The sequence below is a fragment of the Vibrio chanodichtyis genome, from assembly GCF_028863985.1.
In the GTDB taxonomy this organism is placed as follows: domain Bacteria; phylum Pseudomonadota; class Gammaproteobacteria; order Enterobacterales; family Vibrionaceae; genus Vibrio; species Vibrio chanodichtyis.
The window spans coordinates 126,991-143,937 of the sequence record NZ_JARBFT010000005.1; the positions used below are offsets into that span (position 1 = coordinate 126,991).

Consider the following 16,947-nt stretch of genomic DNA (forward strand, 5'->3'; position numbering starts at 1 on the left):
ATCCCCTGACGACGAGCGCCATATGTTTGCTTAGCAGCCAATTAGCTTAACAACCAAAGGGGATTTAGATAGGCGGCGCACAGCGTGCGCCGCAAGAAATGAACGTGTATTACTTAACTGGTTTCAGATCCAGTACATGCAGTAGACGCTCTGGGATACCAGCCCAAATGCTTGGACGGCCCTGTGGATTTTCTTCACTCCACCAACCAGTAAAGCGAGTGGTGTTGTATTGGTACATCCACGCACCAGACATTACTGGGATAGTTACTTGATTTTCAGCAATAATCTTCTGAATACCGTGTGCAATAGCTAGCTGCTCATTTTTGTCTGCAGTTTTGTAGAAACTGTCGAGCAAGCTGTCGAGTTTCTTATCTGCGAAGTAGTGCATCGCGAAACGAGGCATACCGTCACCAGATTGCAGAGCTGAGTTGTAGCCGCTATTCCAGTAAGTGTGTGGATCAGCACCGTGGAAGTAGTTGGTGTACGCCACATCGTAAGTACCATCCAGCATTGCTTGGTTATAAACCGCAAATTCTGGTGTACGAGCACGCGCTTTGATACCCACTTCTTGGAGCTGTTCAACGGCTAGTTGCACTGTGTTATTAAAGTCAGTCCAGCCGTTAGGTGATTGGATCAGCAGTTCGAAAGATTTGCCAGATGGAGTTTCTACGAAACCGTCACCATTGACATCTTTGAAGCCCGCTTTTGCTAACAGTTTTTTAGAGCCTTCAACGTCATAGGTGTTGAAGCCTTTATATTTTTTGTGGGTCGCTTCATCAGACCATGCTTCGAATGCATAGCCTAGACCTGATGCGAAGTCATTGACAGTACCGCTGCCGTAGAAAGCGATGTCAATGATGGTTTGACGGTCAAGCGCCATTGAGAACGCACGACGGAAGTCTACGTTAGTCAAAGCTTCTTTCTTCGCAGGATCTGGGTTTTTGAAGTTCACCATGAACGACTGAGTACCCGCTGCTGGATACCAGTAGTGGTGATTAGGATTCGCTGCCGCATAAGTGCGATCGATATCTGGAATGAATGAAGAGGTCCAATCCAGTTCAGAGTTTACGATTTTGCCCAATAATTGGTCGTTGTTTGCGATTTGTGGTACACGCAGACAGTCAACCTCTAGGTTAGCGTTATCCCAGTAGTTCGGGTTACGACATTGAATGTACAGCTGTGGGGTGAAGGTATCGATCACGGTGAAAGGACCAGTGCCCACTGGGTTTTCATTGGTGAAAGTGGTTGGATCTTTAACATCTTTCCATACGTGCTCAGCAACGATAGGGATCAATGAAATTTCATAAGGTACGTTAGAGTTTGCTTCCGACAGGCTAAAGCGCACTTGGTACTCGTTTACTTTCTCAACTTTAGTAACCCACTTGTTGATACCACGTTGATCCAGTTCAGGTTTTGCTTTCAACAAATTGAAAGAATACACCACATCGTCAGCGGTGAAAGCTTCACCATCAGACCACTTAACCCCTTTACGGATATCAAAGGTGACACTCATCAAGTCATCAGACATTTTTAAGTTTTCCGCTAAACGGAAGACTGGAGTGTTACCTTTCATTTCATTAAAGACCACCAGTGGCTCATAGATGAAATCTGTAGTGGTACGCAGGTTAGTCGCTAGGTACGGGTTAAAGTTACGTACCATTGTAGGGTAGAAATCTGGCACGATAGTTAGCTCACTACGAGCAAAGGCTGGAGCTGAAACACTGGTTGCTGCTGCGATTACTGCTGCGGCTAGTGCGGTTTTTTTAATATTGGCAAGCATAGCTGTTCCTTACTAGTTGCTTTCATTTCACTAATGGATGGAATGTTATCAATTGATAAACACTCTCCAAGACCTACCTCATGATGATGCCCCGTCGGAGGGAGGGGGTAAATGAGTGGCCTGTAGGCCTTTGGCAGGAGTAAGAAAACACCTTACCAAGAAATTTATCAATTCGATTTCCCGTTAAAAACGTCAAAAGCATTGCTTGTCACGTTATTAACGTCAATATGCCTTGTGGTGAGTGTTTTTTATGCAAAATTTGTTGGGTGATTCGCGTCGCAAAAGCCAAACGGGTTACTGTTGTTAGTTAGTGATTACTTCTGTTGTATTCTTTTTAAATATTAGCGTTTGAGTGGTTTTTTTATTAACGAGATCTTGCTCACTAGCCCGATGTTCCGTTAATTTAACCGATGAAATTAATTCTGGCGAATTGTTGTGACCCCCTTCGCAATCTCAAACAAAGAGCAATGCTCCCCCTTAGCTGAGCGATGGCTTGCGTGTTTTTTTCGTCGTTTTGGTGAGGGTGAGGGCCGTGATTGTTACGTTTTTTTGTGATGTAAAGTAAGTGGCAAATATAGCATTTAGAGTCATTTCCAACCTTAGCCTGTTGGCCTACGGCTCGATAATTGCTGATAAAAAAAACCCACCATGTGGTGGGTTGAAATGATATCGGCTGATTAATCGCTGCTGGTGAGCAGCTTTTGTAACTTATCGCGCTGCATTTCAATATGAGCCCGTTCCGGACCTGATTCTTTGCAGTGTTCTAAGATGTAATCCAGCGAGTTGAGTACGGTTCTCCAACGTGGTGTTCTTGGTAGGGTTTCGATACGTAGGTATTTATCCAAGGTGCGAGTTTGTAAGGTACTACGGTCAAGATAGACACGCCATAAACCGCTTTGTTCAGCAAAGGTGAATTTGCTTTGCCCAGAAACTCTCTCCCAATAATTGAGCGCACTGGTCATCGCTTCGACTAATACTGCGCGCATCAAATCTTGTTTCGATTGATACTCACCAGTCGCTTTGTCGGCGAGCCGAGTAAACTCGCCACCGAGCTCTTTGAGTTTTTGCAGTTTGTCTTTATCTCCCTCAAAGGCATAGCTAGACAGCGCCTCTACTGCAGTCTCTAAATTGTAGATCCGCGCGGCGTTGATACTGCCACCGACATTAAAAATGTACATCGCTTGCAGGCCGGAACCTTGTGGTAAGCGCAGCACATCGGCCGAGAGGTGTTGGCGTACATCTTCAACATAAACATCAATGTTACCGCAGTAATGCTCTTGATCAATCGAGAGGTATTTAGGGGCGATCAATTCTTCAGCATTTGAGCGTTTAAGCTGCTCTGGCGTGCGTCTAAATAGGCGAGCGGCCGCTTCATTGGCAAAACGTACTTTATGTTCTTCATTGACACATAAAATTGCTTCGGGAGCCGATTCGAGCTGTTCCAATAAGCGTCCTTGAGTTTCCAGTAAACTGGCTTCGACCATAGCTCGATGCTTGAGCTCTTGTTGTAACTGTGCATTTTCAATCCGGCGTAACTCGGCCTTACTGGCGGTCAGATGAGCCATAATTCGCGCCGCGAGCTCTTGCTTATTAAACGGTTTACATAAGTAGTCATTTGCACCAGCATCAAAGCCACGCACTCGATCATCAGGCTGGTTGAGTGCGGTGAGCATGATGATTGGCAACTCGGCATGATCGTAGTCTTGTCTTAATTTTTCACAAACTTGATAGCCACTCATCCCTGGCATCATGATGTCGAGCAATACCAGCTCTGGTTTTTCAGCTTGTACCGCATCCAGTACTTGGTGTCCATCTTGGACGGTATGCACTCGATAACCTTCAAGACGTAAAAAACTGTCTAATACTCTTAGATTGACAGGTTCATCATCAGCGACCAGCAGCAGTGGCCCATGTTCATTTTCCGGTAATGAACTCTGCTCTGGTAGCTCTGGGTCAACCAGATCAGGGGCTTGGAAGTGCGACAGTTCTATAACGTCCGCTTGTTCGATCTCAGCTTGAGTGGCTAATGGCAGGGTAAAGCTGAAAGTGGTTCCGACCATTGGTTGACTGCTAACATACAAGGTGCCATCCATTAGCTCGATCAACTGGCGGCTGATCGATAATCCTAAGCCTGCACCTTGGCGGTAGCGACTGGCGTCTTGACCGGCTTGGGTCAGGGGTTCGAAAATCTGCTCAAGTTGATCGGCTGGAATGCCTTGCCCGGTATCCACCACTTGTACACGTACCTTATCTTCCATACAGGTGGTCGAAATGACAATTTTGCCTTCGGAAGTGTACTTAATTGCATTACCAATCAAGTTGTACAGAACTTGCTCTAAGCGTTGGGGGTCGACGGACACCCAGACTGGTTGATCTGGCACTTGGTTGATGATCCGTAAGGTTTTTTTGCCGAGTAAATGATGCGAGAGTTCAAGTACTAAGCGAGTGGATCTCGACAAATCGACGGCACATCGTTGAATGTCTAACGCGCCATAGCGCATTTTATGATAATCAAGCAGATCATCGACTAGGGTTGCTAAGCGCTGGCCACTACTAATAATGATATCAAGCTGATATTTATGTGCTGCCGTTAATGGGCCATTGGCACCAGACACTAACGCCTCGGCAATGCCGATCATGCCATGTAACGGGGTGCGTAACTCGTGTGAGGTGGTGGCAAGAAATTCATCTTTCAGCTTGTTAGCCAGTTGTAGCTCATCATTTTGTTTACGAATGATCAGCAGATTGCTTTCCAGCTCTTTATTTTGTGCTTTGATCAGGGTGATTTTGTCACGGATCGAACGTTGCATCCGTTCAAAACTGACCGCTAAACGGCCAATTTCATCTTTACGTTCGGTGTTGATCATCGCTTCATCCAAATCGCCGGCCGAGACGCGTTCTGCCGCCCAGGTTAGTTTCAATAATGGCGAAGTAATGAAGTTTGACAGGTAATGCGACGCGATAATCACTAATACAATTGCGGTCAGCATCGCTAACACAAACAATTTTTCTAGCTGGCGTATACCAGCAAACGCTTCTTTTTCTGGCAACTCAACCACGAGTGCCCAGTGAATATTTTTCAGATTAATGGGTGTATAGGCAGCAATAACATTTGCTCCCTCGGTGTTGGTATAAGTGCCAACTGAGCGTTGTCCTGATAAGGCTAAATCGACCACTTGCTTACTTTTTTCAACCGCCATATCCGCCGTAGTCAGGGTTCGAGATCGATGATCTTGACCGACTAAGATAGTTTGCATTGTTGGGTGGTTATTGCCGTCGGCAATCAATTTAGTAATCGCATTACTCGGTAGGCGGAACATCGCATAACTGTGCAGGTAGCCTTGCTGGATGATAGGCGCACCTAGCCAAGCGTACTGTTGACCATTTTGTGGTTCAAAATCAGAGATCACCACCGGAGTGAAATCTTCATTGGCTTGGCGCTGTTCACTGACCATTTGTTCGAGGCGTTTAAAAGTTTGGCCAAGTAGGGTGGCTTGGTCTTTTCCGGTGAGTAAGTTGGTACCAAAGTTATCGTGTTTGTAGATTGAATAGACCACGTTACCGTCAATATCGACCAACAAAATATCATCAAAATCGGAACGTTTAAGTAACTCCAAATATGCCCAGTGATAACGCTTATGCAGTAGGCGGTAACGTTCACTGCCTACATAGGCGCTCGACTGTGGTAGTACTGAGGTTTTGATCTGATCGCCAGAGCCAGGGATATAGCGCTGTTGGGCATGTTCACGCGCCCCTTCAATCGTGATGTCTAAGCGTTGAAATGCATTGACCAGACCATAAAAACGCCCGCCACTGGCGTAGGCGAGCTCAGAGCGCACAAAGCCCATCACTTCCGACTCTTTCGCCAACATGTAATCAATCACTTGTTGCTGTTTAGTATCTCGTACTGAAACAAGGTAAGAGGTACTTTGCTGTTCGAGATCTTGACTGTGTGAACGCAGGAAAAACAGCGCGGTAATCGTCAGTGGAATGATGCTCAGTGTCAGAAACGCGGCCATCAGCGTATTCTGTAGGCGCTTGAATTTTTGTTTTCGATAGAACCTAAACATAATTAAGACGTTACTTCTTGGTCAAACTCAATGGCGTTGGTCAGCCATGAGTGAGTGGATGATAAGAAACAATGAAAGTAACGAAATTAACGAGTTTTTTTACTTTGACAAGTAAGTCCAAGCTAAAGCGTGGGGATAGGCACAAAAAAGGCCAGAGTAAGGCCGTTTTTAGGCGAACTTTTCGTCAAAAACGGCAAAATAGGCGACGTTATTTTTTTGCGTGATAGATGGTAAATTTGCTGGTTTTGGCTGCAATATCACACTGGCCAAAGGCTTGTTCAATGATTGGTGGATATTTTAAAAAGCTGTTGGCGACCACCCACAGTGAGCCTTGATTGGCGAGGTGATTGACCGAGTGTGCCAACAACTGTTCAGTCGCGCCATAACTGGTTTGCAAGCCGGAGTGGAAAGGCGGATTGGTGACAATCGCTTGGTAATCACAGCCCGCATTAGAAAGCATATCAGAGGGATAGACCTTGCCGTGTAGCTGGTTGGCGCGCAGCGTTTCTTGACTAGAGCGAATCGCCAGTGCGCTGATATCGGTCATCTCCAGCTCAATTGCTGGGTTGAGAGTGGCCATGACGCAGCCTAATACACCAGCCCCGCAGCCAACATCAATCACTTTGCCACTTAACGCTGGTAAGGTATCTAGCAACAGTCGACTACCAAGGTCAAATTCACCATGGCTAAACACTCCTGGTAGGCTGCGAATCGTCAGCTCGTGCCCTTGATAGTGAACGGTATAAGATTTAAACCATTGCTCGAGCTTAAAGGCGGCCGGAGTATTAACGCATTGTCCCCAATAAAATGAGCAGCGACGTGCCGAATCGTATTTGTGGATCGGGCCGTAAGCGGCGAACATTTTTTCAATGCTTTTGACCCCAGAGCGATTTTCACCGACCACGATAATTTCGGTGCCGGTGCCGAGTTTAGCCAGCAACATCGCCAGCAGATATTCCGCTTCTTGCTTGGCTTTCGGCCAATAGAGCAAAATTAAATCAGCCTTGACCTCATCAGTGAGCTGTTCACCAAAATAACAGTCGATGGCAGCGTGCTGCTCAAGTTGTGAAAAATAGCCGTAATGCGTTGTGAACACCGCAACTGAAGCACAATGTTCACGCAGTTGGAGTGGAAACAGATCTTCTACTTCACCGGCAACCAACACATGCTTATCGGCAAAATAGTCGAGTTGACGAAGGGCAATTTCACTTGGGGCGGTATAAGGTTGCATGGCACGCTCTAGAGCAGAAAAAGGGGGCCGATTTTCGCACACTCAGCCCGCTGAATGAAGTGTTAACTTTGGATCAACTGTTGTCTTGTTGATCCAAAAAGCTACGAAACTCTTCTTCGTAAAGATTAAACAGCACTATGGTGATGGCAAAGATCAGTGGACCATAAATTAAGCCAATCAAACCAAATAACTGGAGTCCGCCAAGCAGGGAGAAAAAGATCATCAGCGTATTCATGCCGGCACTGCCTTGCATTAATAAAGGGCGCAGCAAATTATCAATTGAACCCACTATGATCACGCACCATATGGTAAGGAAAATTCCCCAGTTAGTGTCGCCAGTTAACAACAAATACAGTGTGGCTGGGATCCAGATTAACGCAGTACCGATCACGGGAATGAAAGAGGCGAAGCCCATCATGGTACCCCAAAATAGTCCGGGAAATCCGGCGAGCCACATGCCCAATCCACCGGCTAAGCCTTGGGCGATCGCGGTTAAAAACGAGCCCATTACCGCCGATTTAGAGACATTTTCAATTTCTGTCAGTAAGCGATCTTCTTGGCTGCGTGATAGTGGCAAGATATGACGGATAGCACTGATGATCTGATCGTGGTCACGCAGCAAGAAAAACAGCACAAACAGCATCAGGAAAAAACTCATGATAAAGCTGGTGGTATCCCCGACAATTTTGGCGCTAATACTCACCAAATTACTACCAAATGCAGTAGCAAATTGGCCAATTCGCTGCGCGATTTGTTGCGAGCTAATCTCTTCAAAGGGCAAATATTGATTGATTAAATCGAGCCCTTTAACCACCCATGGGTGATTGAATAACTCCTGAATACCGCCATGCGAGACCCAAGTGTAAAGGTTTTGCGAAAATTTCGATCCTTGTTGTACCAGCGCGCCAAAAATAAAACCGAGCGGGATCACCACAATTACGGTCAGCACAATACAAGATAACAGCGCGGCAAGATTGGGGTGTGAGCGCAACTTCCCCTCAAACCAGCTATGGATTGGAAACATCAATAAAGAGAGGATGAACGCCATCACAATCGAATTGATATAAGGTTCAACCAGCCAGTAACAAGCGAGAGCTGCCGCCAGCAGTGCCACCACTAATACACGATGACGGGAGGTTAATGGGATTTTTTGTGACACAGAAGTTGTCCGCTTAAAGGAGTGTTAAGGCTATAATGAGGCCAATCGCGCTGCTTAGCAATCGAGAGGTGGATATGGGCTGTTGTGATAACAATGAGTGTAGTGACAAGTCGGCAAAACGTAAGTCAATTCCGTGGCTGGCTTTGGTGATTGGTGTTTTAGTGCTGCTGAGCCTGTATTACTGGCAGTAAAGTTGGCTTACCCGTATCACGAATCGATAAAAAGGCAGCCGATCGGCTGCCTTAGTTATCTATAGCGGGTTATCTACAGTTATTTATAGATTTAGCCATCTATGGTGTATGGCTTAAGCCTGCGCGGCTAGGATTGCAAAGCTGCGATCGGCTGCTTCCAGCGTAGCGGCAATTTCTCTGCTGCCATGTGCCAATGAGGTAAAGCTTGCTTCAAAGGCAGAAGGGGCGAGGTAAACGCCATGCTCTAACATCAAATGGAAGAAGCGTTTGAAACGTTCCACATCGCAACGGGCCACGTCTTCATAGCAGGTTACTTGCTTCTGCTCGGTAAAGAAGAAGCCAAACATGCCACCGACTTGATGGACTAACAGCGGAATGCCGTGTTGATCAGCCAGTGATTTGAAACCATCCGCCAGTTGTTTGGTGATTTCAGCGAGGCGTTTTTCATTGCCTTCTTCACGCAGCAGATTAAGGCACGCATAACCAGCGGCCATCGCAATCGGGTTACCCGATAGGGTTCCAGCTTGGTAAACCGGGCCCGTTGGCGCAATGTACTGCATGATTTCACGTCGACCACCAAACGCACCGACGGGCATTCCGCCACCAATCACTTTACCTAATGTGGTTAAGTCGGGCTTGATGTTGTAATAAGCCTGCGCACCGCCTAGTGCCACGCGAAAACCAGTCATTACTTCATCAAAAATCAGTAGTGCGCCGTGTTGGTCACAAATCTCGCGCAGCCCTTGATGGAAACCTTCCACAGGTGGGATACAGTTCATATTACCCGCTACAGGCTCAACAATAATACAGGCGATTTCACCGGGATTGGCGGCGAAAAGCTGGCGTACGGAGTCTAAATCGTTAAAACGAGCGGTTAAAGTATGCTTAGCAAAATCTTCTGGAACACCGGGAGAGCTTGGTTGACCCAAGGTCAGCGCACCAGATCCGGCTTTGACTAATAAGCTATCGGCATGGCCGTGGTAACAACCTTCAAACTTGATGATTTTGTCGCGGCCGGTGTAACCCCGCGCGAGGCGAATCGCACTCATGGTCGCTTCCGTACCTGAGTTAACCATGCGCAGTTGTTCCATCGATGGCACTAACTCAGAGACTAATTCTGCCATGGTGATTTCCATGGCGGTTGGTGCGCCAAAACTTAAACCGCGCTGCGCCGCTTGCATCACCGCATCACGGATCGCGGCATGGTTATGGCCAAGGATCATCGGTCCCCATGAACCAACATAATCAATATAGGCTTTGCCATCGGCATCAAAAATCAGCGCGCCGTCAGCTCGTTCAATGAAAATTGGCGAACCACCAACTCCGTTAAAGGCACGCACTGGCGAGTTTACTCCGCCAGGAATGGTGGTTTGTGCCTTTTGATATAACTCGGCGGATTTGGTCATGTTATTTTCCTCTTATGATCAATAGGACCAATTTGGGGGGCATTGTACGCCTATGCTCCATAGGGTGAAATATTTTCGCTACATTTTTACCGAAGTTGTCGATCAATCATCGCAAGTCTACTTGTCATGCAGCGATTTCCGTCAGCAAATCCATTTCGATTAAGGCTAATACTTGAACGCTTAACTCAGGTATTAGATAATCGCGCCATTATTACTATGAGATGTGTGGCGCACCCTTGACGGGTTAGCGTGGCACGTTGCACGAATGAGAGGTCATCGTGAGCGAAGTTACTATTCCATTATCCTTTTCTGACGCGGCAGCAAGCCGGGTCAAGGCATTGATTGCTGAAGAAGAAAATCCATCGCTAATGCTGCGTGTTTACATTACTGGTGGCGGTTGTAGCGGTTTCCAGTACGGTTTTACTTTTGATGAAACGATCAATGAAGGCGATACCACGATTGATAACAGTGGTGTGATCTTGGTGGTTGATCCGATGAGTTTGCAGTATTTGATTGGTGGGGTGGTTGACTATACTGAAGGGCTGGAAGGGTCGAGATTTTTCGTCAATAACCCAAATGCCACCACTACCTGTGGCTGTGGTGCATCATTTAGCGTTTAATTGTGCGCGCTATCGAGCCTCAATATGACTAACAACGAAGAGGGCCAGTCGTGTTTTGACTGGCCCTCTTTTTATCGATGGTTTCAATGCTACTGCTTGGCATACAGCAACTGGCTGTAGCGTTCGAGTTTGGCCATGCGCTGCTTGGCATTGGCAATAAAGGTCTCTTTGGCTTTGCCTTTCAGTGATTGAGCCTGCGGTAACTCGACCGTTCTTGGGTTTTTGTGTACGCCGTTGACCAAAAATTCATAATGCAAATGCGGCCCTGTGACGCGACCAGTGCCACCTAAAGTACCAATCGTTTGATTTTGTTTGACTCGTTGACCGGTTTTCACCATACGTCGTTGTAAGTGCAGGTATTTGGTCAGGTAAGTGCTGTTATGCCGAATATAAACATAGTTACCGTTAAATTGGTTGTAGCTCGATTTTTCCACCACGCCATCCCCCGCGGCCCAAATTGGGGTACCAACCGGAGCCACATAGTCGGTACCACGGTGCGCAGCGACTTGGCCAGTGACCGGATGCAAACGCCGCGGATTAAAATTCGATGAGACACGGCGAAAATCAACCGGTGAGCGCAAAAAGGCTTTTTTCATCGCACGACCATCTTGGTCGTAATAGTTACCCGTGTTGTCATCCAAAATGGTGGTAAAGGTTGTGCCTTGGTTGGTAAAGGTGGCAGCAATAATATTGCCGCGTCCAATCACGCTACCCTCAACAATTTTTTCTTGATAGAGCAATTTGAAGTGATCACCAGCGCGAATATCGAGTGCAAAATCGATATCCCAGCCAAACAGATTGGCCAACTCCATAATTTGGTTGGCACTTAATCCCGCAGATACGCCCGCATTCCAGAAATTAGAGGTGATTTCTGCTTCGGCATAGTTGAGTTGGAAAAACACCTCTTTCTTATCAAATTCGGAGCTGAAACCCGAATCTGAACGCGTCACCACAAAGCTTTCGTAAGGGCTAATGGTACGTTTGAGTTGCACCAACTGATCATTTTCATCAAAACCGAATTTCAATTCATCCTTCGGCATGAGTCTAGATAATTGACTATTGATATCACTGTTGCTTGAGGTTAGCTCATGCAGCAAACGTGACGAGAGTCCAGCGCGTTGAAATAGTACTGCGGCACTTTCGCCATTGCGGACTTGGTGCGTTTCCCAGCGCAGCATCGCGGTTGAGATCGGCGTCTCTTGCTCTAGGTTAGCAAACAGTTGGTTATCGAGCTCTATCGGGTAATGACGCCCAACTTCTAATTGACTGTTCGATTGACGTAAGCCATCAGAGTTGGGCAGAAAAAACACCGCGAATACGATGATGGCGCTAAATGCGGTGATTAACACGCGGTGTAGCCAAGGCAGACGATTGAAAAGAGAAAGCATATTCAGTTCAAATTCATTTAATTATTAACAAAATCGCTGCCCGCTAGTCTAACTGGTTTCAAAATGCATCGCTATTCAAGTAAGATGTCCCACTAGCATATTTTTGCCAAATCTGTGGGAGTGAACAAGAATGGCGAGTATTGAAGCGGCTTTGGCTGAGATTAAACGTGGTGTTGAAGAGCTGATCCCAGAAGAAGAGCTGATGGCTAAGCTCAAAGAAAATCGTCCACTACGCATTAAATTGGGCGCGGATCCAACGGCTCCGGATATTCACTTAGGTCATACGGTTATCCTCAATAAGCTGCGTACTTTCCAGGATTTAGGCCATGATGTGACGTTTCTGATTGGTGATTTTACCGGTATGGTTGGTGATCCGACTGGTAAAAATACCACTCGTCCACCGCTGACCCGCGAAGATGTATTGCGCAATGCGGAAACCTATAAGCAGCAAGTGTTTAAGATCCTTGATCCAGCAAAAACCAAAATTCAATTCAATTCAGAATGGTTATCGCAGCTCGGCGCTGAAGGGATGATCCGACTCGCTTCGAATCAAACGGTAGCACGTATGCTGGAACGGGATGATTTTAAAAAGCGCTACCACAATGGCCAGCCGATTGCGATTCATGAGTTTATGTATCCTTTGCTACAAGGTTATGACTCAGTGGCGATGGAAACTGATGTCGAGCTTGGCGGTACCGATCAGAAGTTCAACCTGCTGATGGGACGCGAGTTGCAAAAATCCCATGGTCAAAAACCACAAGTGGTATTGATGATGCCGCTGCTGGTTGGGCTGGATGGCGAGAAAAAAATGTCGAAGTCCGCGCACAACTATATTGGGGTGAGCGAAGCGCCGAGCGAAATGTTTGGCAAAATCATGTCGATCTCTGATGATCTGATGTGGAGTTACTACGAACTACTCTCTTTCCGTCCGTTAGAGCAAATTGCTCAGTTCAAAGCGGATGTGACGCAAGGCACCAACCCGCGTGATATTAAGATCCTACTCGCGAAAGAGATCATTGCCCGTTTCCATAGCGAAGCGGATGCTGAGGCGGCAGAGCAAGAATTCATCAATCGTTTCCAAAAAGGCGCGATGCCAGAGGAAATGCCAGAGTTTAGTTTTGCGACTGGGATTGCGATCTCTAATCTGCTTAAAGAGGCGGGGCTAGTGGCTTCTACCTCGGATGCGCTGCGTATGATCAAGCAAGGTGCCGTGAAGCAAGACGGTGAGAAGCTCGAAGATGCCAAATTAGTCCCTGCTTGTGGCACTGCGGTTTACCAAGTGGGTAAGCGCAAGTTTGCCCGTGTGACCATTCAGTAATATAAGTATTCAGTAATATGACCATTGAGTTGTAGTCAGCTACTTGCTTACATCGAAAAAAGCGCCAATCGGCGCTTTTTTTATCGCCGCCGTTTGAGTGGCTAAGCCCATTGATTAAGCCCATTGATTAAGTTTACTGACTAAGCTAGCGCGCCTTGAGCACTGTAGTGGTCACACGGTGAGTCAGTTCAGCTTTATGGCGTATTGGCCGGTGAGCGATCCCACTCAATCAGCTGTTGGTAAAGCTCGCTTTCAAATTGCACAATCGGCGCTTCCACTGCCACGCTGGGTTTAGCGGGGGGCGGAAAATAATCCGTGACAAATTGAACAAACAGAGTGGTTGGACGCTGCTGTTGATCGACGATAAAGCCAGCCATGTTATAGGTGCCATACAGCGAACCACTTTTGGCTTTAATTTGACCGCTGACGAGTGGGCTACGCATACTGCGTCGATATTGCAAGGTGCCAGATTGCCCAGCGCTAGGCAGCATAGCAATCAAACCAAGTTCGGCATCGTGTTGATAAATATAGCGCAGAGTCTCTAGCATCACTTGTGGTCGGATCCGGTTATTGCGCGACAGACCTGAGCCATCTGCCAACGGGCTATCTTGTAAGTCAATCCCGGCTCTGGAATACAAGATCTGTTTAATCGCTTGCGTGCCGTTGGCAAAACTGCCTGGTTGCAGATAAAAATGCTGACCTAAAGTTTTGGTTAAGCTATCGGCAATCAAGTTGTCGGATTTTTGCAGCATAATGGGCAATAATTCAGCCAGAGGCGCGGATTGATGTTGTGCCACGCCTTCAAATGGTGCAAATGGCGGAGTGCCAATCTTAACTTGGCCTTTGAGCTTAATATTTAACTGCCCCAGTAGGCGATACACGATGCGCTGGGTATACAGACCCGTATCTTGTACCGCTAATTTCAAGGCTAATGGTTTATCGCGCTGCACTAAACAGCCGGCTAATTGATAGTGGTTTTCAGGGCTAGTGGTGAGCTCTAAATCGCAGCGTAGGCTTTCTTGCTGCGCTTGGCTGACACTGATGGTTTGTGACTGCACATGCACAGGATGGTGCTCCGGTACATAGACTCGGGTTTTGCCTTGCGGCTCTGTATAAATCGAGGCTTGAATGCAGTTGCTGTCTAAATTGATCGCACTGACTGGAGCACTATAGCAGACGCCGAGAATGTCCCACGGCCAGCCAACCGCACGTTGATAGCCGCTAAATGCGCTATCATCCAGCCATAAATCACCTTCGATCTGCCCGCCACTGTGCGCTTTAAGCTGCTTGAGTAGCGCATTAATATCGGCGCTGGTCAGGGTTGGATCTCCGGCAAAGCGAATCGCCCAATCTTGTTTCGCGCGCAGCAGTTCGGTACTAAAGCGAAACTCATCGCCCAATTCCAGCTTGGCCGCCAGTGCGGTTAATATTTTAAGGGTGCTGGCGGGCGGATAATATCCGTCGGCGTTGAGCGCAAGCGTGGGTTGCGTAGCGTGAATTGGCTCAATCAGTAGCGCATAACGTGTACCAGCCGGAAGCTTATGGACTGCGCCACTCAACGGGTTTTGCGCGCGTAGTGGTGTACCGCCAAGCAGTAAACTGAGCAGCAGTAGCCTAATTGAGATAACGCGCCAACCCATAACTCAAACTTCCAAGCACCATTGAATTTGCAGTATAGCCAGATAAAAAAACGCCTGCTAGTAAGCAGGCGTTAAGCATGTGACCTTAAGTCAACAATTAGAAGTCGTAACGTAGGCCGATTGCCAGTTCGTCTTCTGCTTTAGTTTTACCTACTTTATCTGAGTCTAGCAGATTGAAGTTGTAAGAAATGTAAGAGCGGAAGTTTGGCTTGAAGAAGTAAGTTGCGTCGATAGCAAAGTTATCTGTTGAAGTTTTGCTATCTGTTTCTGCATTATTATAGGTAGTTGTAAATTTAGCTTGACCTAATTTATAAGCCGCTGCTAATTCATAGCCAGTTTTATCCACGACTTTTAGATTTGGCTCTTCACCAACAACAACTTCACCATCAACAAAAGCTCCCGCGAAGTAGAAATCAGCAATTGCGTAAGAAGCTGCCAGCATATATTGGTTAGCTTGATCTTGGTCTGCATAACCGGCACCGATATTTAAGCCAGTGTCACCGAACGCGTAGATTGCGGATAGAGAGTAGCCATCTTGGCCATTGTCAATAAATTTATCATTAGAAACGCCAGAAACGAATGTGCCTTCTGCATCTCGATCGGCAAAACGATAGCTCGCTTTGATACTCAGATCAGCAAATTGACCTTTATACGCCAGCATATTGTCTGTGCGATCTGCAACGGCAATTTTGTAGGCTGCTGAGTTACCGTGGTAAGCCATGATATCGGTAAAGTCAGTGATCACACCCAGTGCGCCATCGTTTTTACCGTAAGTCACTTCACCAAATGTGCCGCCGATACCGGCATAGGTATAACGGTTATCTAGTTCTGAACCATCTTTTACTGAATCGTCAGTAGTGAATTCACCTTCGTAGAAACCGACACCGTACAGGCTGTCGTTGATCGCCACTTTACCTAGGAAGTTTAGACGTACGCGAGTTTTGTCTTCCGCTTTACCATCTTGCACAGACAGACGCGCTTCAGCTCGGCCGCCCATGTTCAAAGAGGTACCATCTTGATTGTAGAGTTCGCTAGCGTTTACACCGGTAGCCACTGCAGCAGCTGAAACAGCAAGAGCAATAAGAGTCTTGTTCATATTATTAAGTCCTAATTTATTGTCCATAAATTTGATTTTTATACGACGTAAGCCACGTCACACGAAATTGACTCATCATCAAGCAGGACCAATCTGCGGTATGGGGGTACATAACCACACAGTCTAGCGAAATTGATGTTGTCGCCGATTTCGTGGTTGTTTTTTTACTCCCAAAGTTCCGCTATTGGTTAGTAAAATGATATAAATCAGACTTATGAACACTGTTTTATTGTTGGTAAAAAAATATCAAGATGATGTTTTTATTAATTTTTTATTAAATTTTGTTGTTCAAAAAAAATATTGTTTTAGCGGTGTTTTTTATTTTTTTTTATCAGATTTGAGTAAATTGACGACAATTCAACTGTGTGGACGATCACAGATAAAATGGTCAAATCACCATTGGCGTAAATTCGCCTCGCAAATCTTGAATTTGGATGATTTCACTCTTAACTTTGTTTACACTTTCGGGTAATCCAAATGGTTCAACCCTGACCTGACTCGCTTTAGGATGTTGGGGATGTTTTTTATTGTCCAAAGCAACACTTTGGCGCAGAGGTAGATGATGGAAAAAGTTCCAATGACATTGCGTGGCGAACAACTGCTACGTGAAGAGCTTGATCGGCTATTAAAGCTGAGACCGAAAATTACGCAAGCGATTGCCGAAGCTCGCGAGCTTGGTGATCTGAAAGAGAATGCGGAATACCATGCCGCTCGCGAAGAGCAGGGGATCTGTGAAGCGCAAATTCGTGATATCGAATATAAGCTATCGGTAGCGCAAGTGATCGATGTGACCAAAATGGACAACAGTGGCAAAGTGATTTTTGGTGCCACGGTTACTGTGATTGATGTCGATAGTGACGAAGAGAAAACTTACCAAATCGTTGGTGATGATGAAGCCGATATCAAATCAGGCCGTATTTCGGTTAACTCACCGATTGCTCGTGGTTTGATTGGCAAGTTTGAAGGCGATGAAGTGGCGATTGCGACTCCAGGTGGCGATAAGCTGTTGGAAATTGATCGCGTTGAGTATCGTTAATTCGATGCCCAA

Annotated in this window: 12 protein-coding genes; 4 read left to right on the forward strand and 8 right to left on the reverse strand. The window is 46.5% G+C overall.

Annotated features, from left to right (window positions below; all coding sequences use genetic code 11):
• Positions 1-109: 109 nt before the first annotated feature.
• From PUN32_RS07125 to PUN32_RS07140, 4 genes are all read right to left on the reverse strand, one after another.
• Positions 110-1,780: an ABC transporter substrate-binding protein gene (locus tag PUN32_RS07125; protein ID WP_274722432.1), complete on the reverse strand. Its 1,671-nt coding sequence runs from the start codon at positions 1,778-1,780 to the stop codon at positions 110-112.
• 677 nt (positions 1,781-2,457) lie between these two features.
• Complete coding sequence (locus PUN32_RS07130; protein WP_274722433.1) at positions 2,458-5,850, reverse strand: response regulator; 3,393 nt, start codon at positions 5,848-5,850, stop codon at positions 2,458-2,460.
• 208 nt (positions 5,851-6,058) lie between these two features.
• Complete coding sequence (gene rsmC, locus PUN32_RS07135) at positions 6,059-7,081, reverse strand: 16S rRNA (guanine(1207)-N(2))-methyltransferase RsmC (protein WP_274722434.1); 1,023 nt, start codon at positions 7,079-7,081, stop codon at positions 6,059-6,061.
• Between the two features lie 73 nt (positions 7,082-7,154).
• Positions 7,155-8,240 carry an AI-2E family transporter gene (locus tag PUN32_RS07140; protein ID WP_274722435.1) on the reverse strand — a complete coding sequence of 362 codons (1,086 nt, stop codon included), beginning with the start codon at positions 8,238-8,240 and terminating at the stop codon, positions 7,155-7,157.
• A 35-nt stretch (positions 8,241-8,275) separates the two neighbouring features.
• Between PUN32_RS07140 and PUN32_RS07145 the strand changes: the two genes are divergently transcribed.
• Positions 8,276-8,431 carry a hypothetical protein gene (locus PUN32_RS07145; protein WP_274722436.1) on the forward strand — a complete coding sequence of 52 codons (156 nt, stop codon included), beginning with the start codon at positions 8,276-8,278 and terminating at the stop codon, positions 8,429-8,431.
• Between the two features lie 113 nt (positions 8,432-8,544).
• Here PUN32_RS07145 and hemL read toward each other — a convergent pair whose 3' ends face one another.
• Positions 8,545-9,837, reverse strand: coding sequence for a glutamate-1-semialdehyde 2,1-aminomutase (hemL, locus tag PUN32_RS07150; protein WP_166013585.1), 1,293 nt, complete (start codon positions 9,835-9,837; stop codon positions 8,545-8,547).
• A gap of 278 nt (positions 9,838-10,115) precedes the next feature.
• Here hemL and erpA point away from each other — a divergent pair, with 278 nt between their 5' ends.
• Entirely contained in the window at positions 10,116-10,457 is a 342-nt protein-coding gene (gene erpA, locus PUN32_RS07155) for an iron-sulfur cluster insertion protein ErpA (protein ID WP_274722437.1), read from the forward strand.
• 89 nt (positions 10,458-10,546) lie between these two features.
• Here erpA and PUN32_RS07160 read toward each other — a convergent pair whose 3' ends face one another.
• Positions 10,547-11,845 (reverse strand): peptidoglycan DD-metalloendopeptidase family protein, encoded by a 1,299-nt coding sequence (locus PUN32_RS07160; protein ID WP_274722438.1) that lies wholly within the window; start codon positions 11,843-11,845, stop codon positions 10,547-10,549.
• Between the two features lie 130 nt (positions 11,846-11,975).
• On the opposite strand from PUN32_RS07160, the gene tyrS reads away from it, so the two are divergent.
• Positions 11,976-13,163, forward strand: a complete 1,188-nt coding sequence (tyrS, locus tag PUN32_RS07165) for a tyrosine--tRNA ligase (protein WP_274722439.1) — start codon at positions 11,976-11,978, stop codon at positions 13,161-13,163.
• A gap of 194 nt (positions 13,164-13,357) precedes the next feature.
• Here the strand turns inward: tyrS and dacB are convergent, their stop codons facing one another.
• Entirely contained in the window at positions 13,358-14,803 is a 1,446-nt protein-coding gene (gene dacB, locus PUN32_RS07170) for a serine-type D-Ala-D-Ala carboxypeptidase (protein ID WP_274722440.1), read from the reverse strand.
• A gap of 97 nt (positions 14,804-14,900) precedes the next feature.
• Positions 14,901-15,899 carry a porin gene (locus PUN32_RS07175; protein ID WP_274722441.1) on the reverse strand — a complete coding sequence of 333 codons (999 nt, stop codon included), beginning with the start codon at positions 15,897-15,899 and terminating at the stop codon, positions 14,901-14,903.
• Positions 15,900-16,461: 562 nt separating this feature from the next.
• Between PUN32_RS07175 and greA the strand changes: the two genes are divergently transcribed.
• Positions 16,462-16,935 (forward strand): transcription elongation factor GreA, encoded by a 474-nt coding sequence (greA, locus tag PUN32_RS07180; protein ID WP_274722524.1) that lies wholly within the window; start codon positions 16,462-16,464, stop codon positions 16,933-16,935.
• Positions 16,936-16,947: the final 12 nt, after the last annotated feature.